Consider the following 12109-nt stretch of genomic DNA (forward strand, 5'->3'; position numbering starts at 1 on the left):
CTGTGGTTAAACTTCTCAAAGACAATGAAATTTACTTTAGTTTTGCTCTATAAAACAATAATCCGTGAAATGTAAACTACTTTTTCTTATATCCTTTTTCTTCTTCGTAAGTATCAATGCTCAGGATTTTATTTTCGGGAAGATTTTGTCGGAAGATAATATGGAAATTTCTGATGTTACCGTGATCAACATTCGTACAGATGAGCGGGTGGCAACCAATCGGGATGGCCATTTTATGATTTCCGGAAGGTTTGGAGATAATCTCCGTTTCATTAAAAGTGGTTACGACAGAGTGAGTACAAATGTCACCAAAGAAAATCTCTCTTCGCCCATTAATATAAAACTGATACGAAGCGCGCAATTAATTGACGAGGTCGAAATAAAAAAAGCACTGACCGGAGATTTAAAGGTCGATACAAAAACAATGAATCCGCCAAGAAAGGTTGAAAAACTAAAAAGCGATCTTGCGGTATACATGAAGCAAAAATCTGATCCCAGAATTCTTGCAGCAAGACCCGGAGAATTTGTACAGCCAAAAGGGCAGGGATTTGTCATCGGAAAAATTAAAAATAAATGGGACGATGTAGATTTTATGGATTATATGGTTACAGCTTTGGGATATCAGTATTTCAGTGATTTAAAAATAGAAAAGTCACAAGTCCAGCATTTTATTTACTATGTTCTTTCTGGCGGCTTTGAGCGGAAAAGTATTCTAAAATACGGTTTTGTGAGCGATGCCGATTTAATGAGATTTCAAAGAGCTGTCTTGACCAGAATTTCTACTTATAAAGCGCCGCCGATACAAAAATGAATCTAGTAGAATTTTGTTTGATAAGAAAAATTGGTCTGACGATTAGTGATAAACCACATCGTAAATTTCATCTTTCACATGTAGAATATTTTCAGGATGATAATTTGATAAAAGCCAAAGTGGTAGCGGCTTTTTGCCTTCACCGTAACTTGGCTGAATATACATTTCATCAATCAAATGAAAATCATTTCTCTGATAAAAAAAGAAACGTCGCTGAGAATTTTCGTCAAGATGTTGAGGTTCGATTTCTAAAATAATTTTTGGATAATTTTTAAACAGATAATCTGTGATATGTGAACCTAATTTTTGGTTTCTAAATTCAGAAAAAACTTCGAAATGTTCTACAAACAGAAACGAACTCAATTGCCAGATAATCAAATAACCAATATTTTCAGAATCATTTAGAACAGAAATTACTTTAACTTGCGGATGATCAAAAAGGCGCAAAAATTTGTGCCAGTCTCGTCTTTCGTCTTCAGGAAAACTTGATACATAAGAGTTGTAAATTTTCTGAACGCGGTAGTCGTCCGGCGAAGTGATCTGTAGAAATTCCATATTTAAAGATCAAAAACGCTGGGTCTTCTGGTAATGAAAATGTCCTTTACCCACAATGTAAAAGCCAGCCCGAGATAGATTAAAAAGAAAAACCCGGCTGTTGCAAAGGTAGAATAGATAAAAAAAACACGAAGTTTAGAAACAGGAATCCCGAATTTGGCACCCATTCTTGTGAGTACACCAAACCATTCTCTTTCCATTTTATGACGCAGATTATCAAACATGATGGGGCTCTTTTAAAATCTTAAATCCGATGCTGCAATTTAAGCAATTTTTTGCTGAACAGTAATTTTTGAAATGATAATTTAAACTTTGGGTTTGTAATGCATTTTTTGTTTTCACGCCAATTTTCTTCCAGCCATCGATAATCGAATTTTTTTCCGGAGCAATCTCTCTGTAAAATGTGAGAATTTCATCTGTAATTTCTTCGTTTTGATATTTGTGATAAGTGTATTTTAGTGGCAGAATTGTATTGAGTATAAGGAGGTCAATGAAGTCTTTAGATAAAATTTTAGGCTGATCTACAGGAGATATTTTCCCAAAATTGAAATGGGTGTCCCAATATTCTGATGCCTTTATATCTTTAAAAATTGTGAATAGTTCTTCAGTTTTTTTTGCATTGATAATTTTTGAAAATAAATTTTGATGCTGAAAATACAGATCAGCTAATTGCGAAAGTCTAATGGTAGGGAAGTTAGGCGGTCGTAATCTGAGAAATTTCGGACGGATAACAAGATCGGAGATGTCAAATTTAGCTTTTAGAAAATCAAATTCTCGTCGCCAGATTTTCATTTGGTCATCTTTTGGATCTTCAAGCCACCCCGAAATTCCAAACAGTAACGCTTCGGTTTGGGTTTTATTTTGCCGGATTTTATTAAAAACACCAAAATCAATACTTACCGCAATATCTTTAAACAGATGCGCATTCACCTTCAATCCGAAAGAGTAGGAAAGGCTGTGAAATAGAACAGCTTCGTAATTATTTTTGTGACTTTCAAGATCTTTTTCTAGCTCTGAAGATTTTTCATCAAGTTTTTTCAATAAACTTTCTTCGTAAAAGTGAACCGGAATTTTATCAGCACTAAAAATGTTTTCACATGGAATAAACTGATTTTCTTTTAATAAATTTTGATATTTCGCGAAAATAGTTTCGTCGATATGTTCTCTTAATTCGAGTGTCGGAACGTTTTTATTGTGCAGGTCTGGAAGATCGGCGTCATTCTGATAAACTACGTGTAAAATAATGTTGTCGTAATTTGGATCTTGTGAGTGTTGGTGGAAAATCCAGTCAGATGATTTTACATGAAGTTCAATATTTCCGGCGAGAATTATATTGTTTATTTTAATTTTTGCCATCAGGAAATCGGGTCCCGAATCTGTATTCCAAATGCCGAAATTTAGTATTTCAATTGGGTTTCCGTCAAGATCTTTAAAATCGTAATTCACAAATATCTTATAGTTCCACAGATATTGTAATAATTTTTCGTTCATCGGATGTGTTTTGTGTAACACGAATGTATGAAAAATTTGATTTTGAAATCGTTATATGAAAAAAAAAACTACTCATAGAGTAGTTTTTGTAATTTATTAATGTAAAAGTCTTAAACTTTAGCGGTATCCTTTTTAAAATTCGCTAGCGTAGTTTTGTACATTTCCTCATAAATAGGAAGAATGTTGGTAAGATCAAATTTTATGGCTTGCTCTTTTGCATTTATTTTCATCTGAGCTAATAATTCTTCGTTGCTGAGAAGCTTGATAGTGTAGTTGCTCATGGCCTCTACGTTACCGATTTCTGCTAAAAATCCGGTTTCGCCCTGAATGTTCACCTCAGGGATTCCGCCTGCATTAGAACTGATAACCGGAGTATTTGCGGCCATGGCTTCCAACGCTGCCAGACCGAAGCTTTCCTGTTCAGAAGGAAGCAAAAATACATCTGAGAGTCTGAGGATTCTATAAAGGTCATTCACTTTTCCTAAGAGTCGGATTTTAGAAATCAATTCCGGATTTTCTTCCAAAAATGAATTTACTTTTTCCATATCCGGACCTTCACCAATAATAATCAGTTTAGATTTAACTTTTTTCTCAACGCTTTTGAAAATCTGCAAAACTTCATCTACACGTTTTACCGGTCTCAAATTAGATACGTGAATAAGAATTTTCTCATCTGGACTGGCAAACTGGGTTCGCTGGCATTCGTTGAGATCTTCAAATTCTGTATTATCAATGAAATTCGTGATGACCTGAATTTCTTTTTTGATATTAAAAAACTGCAGGGTATCTTTTTTCAGACTTTCAGAAACAGACGTGATCGCATCCGATTGATTGATAGAAAATTCTACTGCGTGTTTGTAACTTGGATGTTGGCCGACCAATGTAATATCTGTCCCGTGAAGTGTGGTCACCAAAGGAATATCGTTATTATCTTCCTTTAACATTTGCTTTGCCGTAAACGCTGCGTAGGCGTAAGGAATAGCATAATGAGCATGAAGCAGATCTAACTTATAAAGATTTACAACGCGGTAAATCATTGAACTCAATGCAATATCATAAGGTTGATATTGAAAAAGCGGATAAGTCTGAACATTTACCTTATGAAAGAAAATATTAGGGTTCGTAATATCTAATCTCGCCGGAAGTGCCGAACTTATAAAATGTACCTCATAACCTTTATTGGCGAGAGACATCCCAAGTTCTGTTGCCACGATTCCGCTTCCGCCGTATGTTGGGTAGCAAAGTATGCCTATTTTCATCTTTATTTTTCGTTTTATTAATAACCTGACAGAACGATAGAACATCGTTTTATCAATTTAAATTTATTTTGATGTGGTGAATTCTGTTGATTTTGAAAACTGTGGAACTTCTAAAGTAATTCCCATTCCCGCTTTCAGTTGATCACTGACCAATACAGGAAGCCTCCCTGATATTTTTGTTTTTCCGTTGATTGCGTTTGCTGTTGCAATCATTGCATCATCATTGTTCTCGTAAGATACCAAAACTGTTGAAACTTTTGATAAATCAATATCTTTCAAAGCATAAGCGCTTCCAAAAACATTTAAAATTACATTTTGATTTTTAGCTAGATCGGCCAAAACCTTCTTAGATTCATTTGAAATTTTATAAGGTTTGTAAGCTGTCGAGTTATCTTTATGAAAACCTACAATCACTGTTGAATTTGCTGGAATACTATTAATTTCCGAAGCTTTTTTAATGATAACGGTTGAGTTTAGATTCAACTGGTCTGCGAAAGTCTGATAAGACGCCTCTTCCAAAGGAACATAATAGCAAGTGTTTTTGCAGTTAAGAGGAAGCAGTTTTTTTTCGTCTTTAATTAAAGTTAAAGCATTTGAATAAAGATTCTGAACCAGCTTTTTGTGAGAATCATTATTGATGTCAGCGCTCACATTTTCAGGATTTTGCGGAGTGTATTGATTTAATCCTAAATAATATTTTGTCAGTAAAATTTTCTTTACGCTTTCTTCTACTCTTTTTTGTGAAATTTCACCGTTGTCGATTGCTTTTTGAATCAGTTTTTTACCTTCAGCGACTCCTTGTGAAAAAAGCATGATGTCGTTTCCTGCTTTGAAAGCCAACGCGTCTAGTTCTCCGGGTTTATATTTGTTGGCAACAGCTCCCATGTTCAGAGCGTCGGTAATAATCAAACCTTTATATCCGAATTTCTCTTTCAATAAACCTGTAATGATGTTTTTAGAAATCGAGGCAGGGATTCCTTTGCCTGATTCTAAGCTCGGTACATAAAGATGTGCTACCATCACGCCGCCAATTCCTTTATCCATTAAAGCTTTAAAAGGAGCTAATTCTACAGCGTTTAATCTTTCTGAATTATGCGCAACTACCGGAAGATCAAGGTGCGAATCGGTATTCGTATCACCATGTCCGGGGAAATGTTTTATCGCAGCTAAAATATTATTGTCCTGCAAGCCATTAGAATAGGAAAGTGCAGACTGTGTTACATTAGAAACCTCCGAACCGAAACTTCTGTTACCAATAATCGGATTGTTAGGATTGGTATTAACGTCCACAACAGGAGCGAAATCCCAATTGATGCCCATTCTTTTGCAATCTTCGGCAATTTTTGCGGCCATCTGATAGATCAGGTTTTTATCCTGAATTGCTCCCAAAGTCATCGCCCACGGAAACTTGTGAGCGGTTGCAATTCTCTGATACAATCCCCATTCGGCATCCATCCCGATCATCAAAGGAACTTTTGATTTTTGCTGAAACTCATTGACTAAATTAATCTCTCTGGCCGCATCGTCCTGCATTAGGATTAATCCTCCAATTTTATCGTTTAATACAATGTTTCGTACCTGGTTAATGTGATTTTCATCTTTATTGGTATACAGAGCAACTATGAAAAGCTGTCCCAATTTCTCGTCTTGAGAGAGAGCGTCATAAGTTTTGTCAACCCATTGCTGAGCTTTTTTTTGATCTGAATGAGAAATGTTTTTCGGCCGATATTGTGCTGAAAGTTCTGAATTTATAAACAGTATAATGAAGAGTAATTGAAATGCTACTTTGTTCATAAGTTTTGAATAAGAACAAAAATACAACTAAAAAAATCAGCAGAAACAAAGTTTTTCAGTTTTTTGGTATGTGATTTGATTCCCAATTTATAACTAACAATTTTAAATTAAATAAGATGAGAAAAATTCTTCCAATGCTAACACTGGCTTTTGCTAGTTTCTTTATATATAGCTGCGATAATAATGATGATGACGTTGTACAACAAGAGCAAATCGTTTTAACGGTAAGAGACGTAACGGGTACTTTTAATAGCAATAATGACTTTCAGCTAGAGCAAGGCCTTACGTTGCAGCCGTCAGACGCAGTGCTTGTTTACAGAAATATTAATTCCAATACAAGTGGAGGTAAAGTTTGGCAGCTAATCCCCAAGACATATTATTTAGATGATGTTCAAAATTTGCCTGTAGGAAGAGAATTAGACTATAATTTTGATTTTACTACAGAAGATGTTCAAATTAGAACTGAAGCAAATTTTAATCAGTCAAGTCAAATTACAAATGCAGAGGTAAGCCAGTTTTTGACTAACCAGACATTTAGAATCGTATTACTTCCTGGAAAAGCAGCTAAAAATGCAAGTACTGTTGACAAAAATGATTATAATGCAGTAATTAAATATTACAATATTGATGACTCAAAGGTTCCTTTAACCAAAGTTAACTAAAATTAAATCTTTTCAGTTTTTATAATTAAAAAGCTCCGGAAAATTTCCGGAGCTTTGCTTTTTTAAATAATGAATATTCTACTTTAATCCTGTTCATCCAATAAATGCCCAAAATAATCTTTTTTTGTTTTGAGATATCCTCGGCTAGAATCGGTTGCCGGTATTTGTAGAGGTATTCTTGAATTTAAATTGACATTACTTTCATTTACAAACTTCACCTTTTCAGGGTTGTTGGTCAATAAATTAATATTTTTAACTTCTAAAATATTGAGAATTTCGATAGCGACTGCAAAATTTCTGTCATCAGCAGGCAAGCCTAATTCTAAATTGGCTGCAACGGTATCAAAACCTTTTTCCTGAAGAGAATAAGCCTTTAATTTATTTATGATCCCTATATTTCTGCCTTCCTGTCGGAGATAGACAATAATTCCGCCGTTTTCCTGCATATATTTCATTGCTGCATCAAGTTGTTGCCCACACTCACATTTCTGAGAATGAAAAACTTCACCGGTGATACATTCTGAATGAAAACGCACATTGACAGGTTTAGAAAAATCTGTATTTTCTGCAACGATCGCCATATGAGGCATCCAGTCGGTAGATTCTTCGGAGAAAGCTATCATTCGGAAATTGCCGTGTTCTGTAGGAACATTTGCTTCCGCCTGAATTTTTATCATGTGTTTTTGAGTTATTTTTTAGTGTTTATCGAATCTTCGATAAAAGTAACATTGGTTTTTATACGTACCAAATATCTGTTAAGAACTGCATCGTCATCCTTATTTAGATATTTCCGTAATTTTTGAATTTTTTTGTACGATTTTTCCAGACTTTTAAGAGTTTTATTTTTTCCGGATATGTTTCCAGAATCTATTGCGTAAAGATAATTCTGCAAAGTATATTTCAGCGAGCTGATCTCTTCGTTTACTGCTGCATTTTTAAACTTTGGAAAGCTGGAAATCAAATTAGTGATCTCTGCAGCATTTACATTTTCATTAATATTGACAGAAAAATTTTCAATTCCGGAATCAGACTCGGTTTTTTTTGTTTCACTGTAGAAACCGTTGGACAGAGGAGAAACATTTGGTTTTTCTGTAGCGCAGGAATTGATCGTAAATATAATTAGAAATCCGAAAAAAAATAGTCGTTTCATTTTTGGTCCTTTTGATAAAGGATTGGGTTAAGACTTTCATCATTGTACATCTTCATCTGTTTGTACACCTTCATCTTAACATCACCGTTTTCAATATCAGTAAGCAATTGATCTATAGAAGTAGACAAATCTTTTTTCTGATCAAGCAGCACGTCTAGCTTTTTCTGGCAATTCAGACGATGTTCTTCTGATGCAGATTCTCTATGCGCTTCCATCGACATGTGATAAACCTTTAAGGCAAGAATAGATAATCTGTCAACTGCCCAAGCGGGAGTTTCAGTATTTATTTTCGCATCATTTTTCGGGGTAATGTCTTTGTATTTTTGTAAAAACCAACTGTCTATATATTCCACCAGATCTGTCCTTTGCTGGTTTGAAGCGTCTATTCTTCTTTTAAGCTTAAGAGCTTCGGTAGGATCTATATTTTCATCCCTGATAATATCTTCAAAATGCCACTGAACGGTATCAATCCAGTTTTTAGCATACAAAATCCGTTCCAAACTATCAGCCGGGAAGGCATTATTTATCGGGGTATCAACGTTGTCTAAAACATGGTAGTCCTCAATAGATTTATTGAAGACTTGCCAAGCTGTTTCGGTAAAATTCATATATTCTGAGAATATTAGTTGCTGGTATTGTTGGTAGTTGATGAAGACGGATTTTCAGTTTTGGTAACCGGCTTGTCTTCTTCTTTTACAGCATCTTTAAATTCTTTAATTCCAGATCCCATTCCTCTCATTAATTCCGGAATTTTTTTTCCTCCAAAAAGTAATAAAAGAATGATCGCTACGATCAAAATGTGTTGCCAAGATAATGACAGTATTGTAAGTGTGTACATGTCTTAAAATTTTTACAAAGTTAATATTTTTTTAATATGAAACCCAACCTAACGGGTCAACCGGTGTATCGCCTCTCCAAATTTGGAAATCTAAGGTGAAAGTACCGTCAAAATCTTGAGCTACAGTACCTACAGATGTTCCCGCAGAGACCTGCTGACCTTTCGATACTGTATTATTACTTAAGTTTGAATAGATGGTGAAATAATCGCCATGTTTTATCAAAACTGTTTTCGTTCCGTCAGATGCAGGCATCACTGAAGAAACTGTTCCCGGGAAAATTGCTTTTGCGCTGGTCCCTTTTGCTACGGAAATTTTTATTCCGTTGTTTTCTTCTACAATATTTTTGAATACAGGGTGAGGCTGTCTTCCAAATCTGTGAGTAATTGTCCCGTAAGCCGGCATCGACAATTTCCCTTTATTTGCTGAAAAATTATTTCCTGCCGCTGTCGACACACCATAATTAGTCATTGCCTTTGTTTCTGCTGCTTTTTTATCTTCAGTAGATTTTTTCTCCAGAGCTACTTCGGCAGCTTTAGCAGCAGCCAACTTACTTGCAGCTTCTCTGGATCTCAGAGCAGCTTCGTCAGATGCTTTTTTTGCAGCAACTTTTCTGGCTTCATCCCTTGAGTTTGCTTCACTTCTTGCAGCTTCCTCGTTTCTTTTTCTCTCGTCTTCGGCTCTTTTTGCTGCAAACTCTGCTGCTTTTTTTGCCTCAGCTTCAGCAATTTTTCTTTCCTTTTCTAATGCTTCGGCTCTCGCTTTATTTTCTGCATCAATTCTTGCTTTTTCCCTGTCTGCCGCAATTTTAGCAAGACGAATTTTCTCAGCCTCAGCTTTTGTGCGTGATTCTTCTTCTGCTTTGGCTTTTCTTATTTCTTCTGCAATGATTGATCGTATCTGTCCCTCCAATGCTTTAGATTGCGTTTGCTTCTGTTTTAGTTCGCCCGCAAGTTTATTCTCGTTCTTCTTAAATTCGTTGACTAACTGCTCTTTCTGAGCCTTTTCAGCATTTATGGTTGTTAAATCTTTTTGCTGATTTACCAGCAGATTTTCTTTTTCGTTAGCAGAACGTCTCTTTTTCTCAACAGAATTTTTTAATTCTACTGCTGCATTGGTAATTTCTGCTGCTTTTTTATCCTGATAATCAGAATATTGCTTTAAATATTGTACTCTTCTAAGCGCTTCTCCGAAACCCTTTGATGAAAGAATAAATGTAACTTTATTCTGAACACCTTTATTTTTGTAAGCATTAACTAAAACCTGGGCATAATTTTTTCTTAAAACTGCCAGCTCGCGGTTCTGTCGATTAATTTCTAGCTGACGAAGATAAATTTCATCTTCAATAAATCTTTTTTCCTTTTGTGTATTGTTATAAACCTTTTCTCGAAGAGCCAGTTTTTGGTTCACACTTGTAAGGTAAGAAACCGATAATTTTGATTCGTTTCTGGTTTTTGCTAAATCAGCATTTATTTTTGCAATTTGTTTTTTAAGTTCGGCATTTTGTTGTTGCAACTGTTCTTTTTTTTGCCCGAAGTGCAACGAGAACAGTAAGATACCTATTAAAAAGCTAAATTTTTTAATCATTTAATCTCAATTTTCTTATAATTGGCTGGAACTGAATACGGTGTTTCCATTTTGTTGAAGCCAAATTTCGTGTTTTCCAGTAAAATCTGACTTGTTTTTGAACCTTTTATAATTATTTTAACATTTTGAGGTAATCTGAGATTATTTTCAAAAGCCTCCCATCCATCATATACGATTTCTACTGCGTCATCGGATTTTACATCCTGCAATTTAACATAAATTAAATCATAATCATTAGAATATCGCATATCGATTTTATACTCTCTTTCCACACCATTTGTTACAATTTTTTGGTTGGCGATCGATGAAAGCTGATATCCTTCTGCATTTTTAGTAATATTTGAATTTCTGTTACTTACCGATAAAAAAGTTCTCCCAATGAGAATCTTTTCCAGAGTTTTGTAATCGACCAGATTGATATTGAGCAGATTATTTAAGTATTCGAAATCTGAATCTATAAAATTTTTGTTGTATTTGTCAACAGCTTTTATTCCCTCTGGTGTAATAATCGCTCTCGCTGCATTAAAAAAAAGAAAATTGATGTTTGACCAGATCTTTTTGTCGCTTTCGATATAAATTGTTGCGTCTAATGGGCTTACTCTTATATTGTCTGCCGTAATCTTACTGTTGATTTTTATTTGATCAAATTTTGGGTGAATGTAGATGTTTTCATAAAAAGTCAACCTGTCCTGAATGTTTTTTCCCGCTTCGATAGGATCATTATTGTCGGATGTTTCTACTTTAATGCTATCGTTTTCAGAAGTATTTTTCATCGCATTTTTTTTGGTTTTACACGACAGCAAAACCATTGTAATCAGCAATAAAGAGCCCCACTTTTTCATAAATTCTTTTGTATAAATACTTTACAATATTAACGCCAAACCACACAAAATGTTTTGTGTGGTTTATTGTCACTTTATTTAATTTTGATTACTCCTTGTTCAGAAAGTCTAATACAGAATAGTCTCCTAGAGAAATTTCTCTCGCAACGCCAAAATATTGAGCAGAATTTCCGATCATAGAGTTAGAAAGATTTCCGTGGTTGATCTTCGTATTTTCCTGGATAAGAGAATTTTCAATATTTGAGTTGATGATTACTGTATTGTTTCCGATGGAAACTCCCGGACCTATCTTAGAATTTTTAATTTTCACATTTTCACCAATAAAACAAGGTGGAATGATCAACGAATTTTCTATAGTACTGGTTGATGTAAAGTGAGACATTTCTTCTGTTTCGTAGGCGAGAATTTTACTGTTGGTTTCTACAGTTGCGTTTTTATTTCCGCAATCCATCCAATCATCTACTTTACCAAGTGAGAATTTTGCGCCTTTTTGACGAAGATTTTCCAATGCTGTTGTTAACTGATATTCGGTACCGACTTTAATGTCATTATCCATGATATAGTTAATCTCTTCCATCAGTTTTTCTCCCGAGTTGAAATAATAGATCCCTATGATAGCGAGATCTGAAACGAACGTCTCGGGTTTCTCCACGAAATCTGTAATGAAGCCATAATCGTCTAATTTTACAACACCAAAAGCTGAAGGATCTTCTACTTTTTTCACCCAAATAACACCGTCAGAATTTGTATCTAAAGTAAAATCTGCTCTAAATAGTGTATCTGCAAAAGCTACAACCACGTTACCTGTCATCGATTGTTCTGCACATTTAATTGCGTGAGCGGTTCCCAAAGCTTCTTCCTGATGATAAATGCTTCCTTTTGCGCCTAATCTTTCAGCAATAAGAAGTAGTGATTTTTCAACCTCATCACCAAAATCACCAATGATAAAAGCAACTTCTTCAATTTCTTCACCAGCAACTTTCGCAATATCTTCTACCAATCTTTGTACAATCGGTTTTCCGGCTATCGGAATCAAAGGTTTTGGAACTGTTAAAGTATGTGGACGTAATCTAGAACCTCGCCCAGCCATTGGAACAATAATTTTCATGTATTGTATGTATG

General features: G+C 34.9%; 14 protein-coding genes. 2 read left to right on the forward strand and 12 right to left on the reverse strand.

Annotated elements, in window-relative coordinates; genetic code table 11:
• Positions 1 to 64: 64 nt before the first annotated feature.
• Positions 65 to 811, forward strand: coding sequence for a hypothetical protein (locus tag PGH12_RS14710; RefSeq protein ID WP_267599818.1), 747 nt, complete (start codon positions 65 to 67; stop codon positions 809 to 811).
• A 42-nt stretch (positions 812 to 853) separates the two neighbouring features.
• On the opposite strand, the gene PGH12_RS14715 is transcribed toward PGH12_RS14710, so the two are convergent.
• The 5 genes from PGH12_RS14715 to PGH12_RS14735 form a co-directional block, all read right to left on the reverse strand.
• Complete coding sequence (locus tag PGH12_RS14715; RefSeq protein WP_267599819.1) at positions 854 to 1366, reverse strand: GNAT family N-acetyltransferase; 513 nt, start codon at positions 1364 to 1366, stop codon at positions 854 to 856.
• Between the two features lie 2 nt (positions 1367 to 1368).
• Positions 1369 to 1590 carry a PspC family transcriptional regulator gene (locus PGH12_RS14720; protein WP_267599820.1) on the reverse strand — a complete coding sequence of 74 codons (222 nt, stop codon included), beginning with the start codon at positions 1588 to 1590 and terminating at the stop codon, positions 1369 to 1371.
• Positions 1583 to 2857 carry a DUF2851 family protein gene (locus PGH12_RS14725; protein ID WP_267599821.1) on the reverse strand — a complete coding sequence of 425 codons (1275 nt, stop codon included), beginning with the start codon at positions 2855 to 2857 and terminating at the stop codon, positions 1583 to 1585. The genes PGH12_RS14720 and PGH12_RS14725 overlap by 8 nt, the downstream gene beginning before the upstream one ends.
• Positions 2858 to 2967: 110 nt before the next feature.
• Positions 2968 to 4116, reverse strand: coding sequence for an N-acetyl-alpha-D-glucosaminyl L-malate synthase BshA (gene bshA / locus PGH12_RS14730; RefSeq protein ID WP_267599822.1), 1149 nt, complete (start codon positions 4114 to 4116; stop codon positions 2968 to 2970).
• Between the two features lie 63 nt (positions 4117 to 4179).
• Positions 4180 to 5910, reverse strand: coding sequence for a glycoside hydrolase family 3 protein (locus tag PGH12_RS14735; RefSeq protein ID WP_267599823.1), 1731 nt, complete (start codon positions 5908 to 5910; stop codon positions 4180 to 4182).
• 116 nt (positions 5911 to 6026) lie between these two features.
• Between PGH12_RS14735 and PGH12_RS14740 the strand changes: the two genes are divergently transcribed.
• A complete protein-coding gene (locus tag PGH12_RS14740) occupies positions 6027 to 6572 on the forward strand; it encodes a hypothetical protein (RefSeq protein WP_267599824.1) in 546 nt (181 codons plus the stop codon).
• Between the two features lie 83 nt (positions 6573 to 6655).
• On the opposite strand, the gene ribA is transcribed toward PGH12_RS14740, so the two are convergent.
• The 7 genes from ribA to PGH12_RS14775 all read right to left on the reverse strand — a co-directional run bounded on the left by ribA (position 6656) and on the right by PGH12_RS14775 (position 12095).
• The gene (gene ribA / locus PGH12_RS14745) at positions 6656 to 7249 is read right to left on the reverse strand and encodes a GTP cyclohydrolase II (protein ID WP_267599825.1); all 594 of its coding nucleotides are present in this window, start codon (positions 7247 to 7249) and stop codon (positions 6656 to 6658) included.
• Positions 7250 to 7260: 11 nt separating this feature from the next.
• Positions 7261 to 7722, reverse strand: a complete 462-nt coding sequence (locus PGH12_RS14750) for a hypothetical protein (RefSeq protein ID WP_267599826.1) — start codon at positions 7720 to 7722, stop codon at positions 7261 to 7263.
• Entirely contained in the window at positions 7719 to 8330 is a 612-nt protein-coding gene (locus PGH12_RS14755; RefSeq protein WP_267599827.1) for a DUF4254 domain-containing protein, read from the reverse strand. Before PGH12_RS14755 ends, PGH12_RS14750 begins: the two co-directional genes overlap by 4 nt.
• Positions 8331 to 8344: 14 nt before the next feature.
• Positions 8345 to 8560 (reverse strand): twin-arginine translocase TatA/TatE family subunit, encoded by a 216-nt coding sequence (locus PGH12_RS14760; protein ID WP_267599828.1) that lies wholly within the window; start codon positions 8558 to 8560, stop codon positions 8345 to 8347.
• A 31-nt stretch (positions 8561 to 8591) separates the two neighbouring features.
• Positions 8592 to 10145 (reverse strand): peptidoglycan DD-metalloendopeptidase family protein, encoded by a 1554-nt coding sequence (locus tag PGH12_RS14765; RefSeq protein WP_267599829.1) that lies wholly within the window; start codon positions 10143 to 10145, stop codon positions 8592 to 8594.
• Positions 10142 to 10987 (reverse strand): lipoprotein insertase outer membrane protein LolB1, encoded by an 846-nt coding sequence (gene lolB1, locus PGH12_RS14770; RefSeq protein ID WP_267599830.1) that lies wholly within the window; start codon positions 10985 to 10987, stop codon positions 10142 to 10144. The genes PGH12_RS14765 and lolB1 overlap by 4 nt, the downstream gene beginning before the upstream one ends.
• Before the next feature lie 88 nt (positions 10988 to 11075).
• The gene (locus PGH12_RS14775; protein ID WP_267599831.1) at positions 11076 to 12095 is read right to left on the reverse strand and encodes a sugar phosphate nucleotidyltransferase; all 1020 of its coding nucleotides are present in this window, start codon (positions 12093 to 12095) and stop codon (positions 11076 to 11078) included.
• Positions 12096 to 12109: the final 14 nt, after the last annotated feature.

Source organism: Chryseobacterium sp. CY350, assembly GCF_027945075.1.
Classification (GTDB): Bacteria; Bacteroidota; Bacteroidia; order Flavobacteriales; family Weeksellaceae; genus Chryseobacterium.

Coding starts and splice junctions, on each gene's coding strand:
- PGH12_RS14725 (WP_267599821.1), bottom strand. CDS start 2,857: ATGAACGAAAAATTATTACAATATCTGTGGAACTATAAGATATTTGTG.
- lolB1 (WP_267599830.1), bottom strand. CDS start 10,987: ATGAAAAAGTGGGGCTCTTTATTGCTGATTACAATGGTTTTGCTGTCG.
- PGH12_RS14765 (WP_267599829.1), bottom strand. CDS start 10,145: ATGATTAAAAAATTTAGCTTTTTAATAGGTATCTTACTGTTCTCGTTG.
- PGH12_RS14735 (WP_267599823.1), bottom strand. CDS start 5,910: ATGAACAAAGTAGCATTTCAATTACTCTTCATTATACTGTTTATAAAT.
- bshA (WP_267599822.1), bottom strand. CDS start 4,116: ATGAAAATAGGCATACTTTGCTACCCAACATACGGCGGAAGCGGAATC.
- PGH12_RS14755 (WP_267599827.1), bottom strand. CDS start 8,330: ATGAATTTTACCGAAACAGCTTGGCAAGTCTTCAATAAATCTATTGAG.
- PGH12_RS14740 (WP_267599824.1), top strand. CDS start 6,027: ATGAGAAAAATTCTTCCAATGCTAACACTGGCTTTTGCTAGTTTCTTT.
- PGH12_RS14775 (WP_267599831.1), bottom strand. CDS start 12,095: ATGAAAATTATTGTTCCAATGGCTGGGCGAGGTTCTAGATTACGTCCA.
- PGH12_RS14720 (WP_267599820.1), bottom strand. CDS start 1,590: ATGTTTGATAATCTGCGTCATAAAATGGAAAGAGAATGGTTTGGTGTA.
- PGH12_RS14750 (WP_267599826.1), bottom strand. CDS start 7,722: ATGAAACGACTATTTTTTTTCGGATTTCTAATTATATTTACGATCAAT.
- PGH12_RS14715 (WP_267599819.1), bottom strand. CDS start 1,366: ATGGAATTTCTACAGATCACTTCGCCGGACGACTACCGCGTTCAGAAA.
- ribA (WP_267599825.1), bottom strand. CDS start 7,249: ATGATAAAAATTCAGGCGGAAGCAAATGTTCCTACAGAACACGGCAAT.
- PGH12_RS14760 (WP_267599828.1), bottom strand. CDS start 8,560: ATGTACACACTTACAATACTGTCATTATCTTGGCAACACATTTTGATC.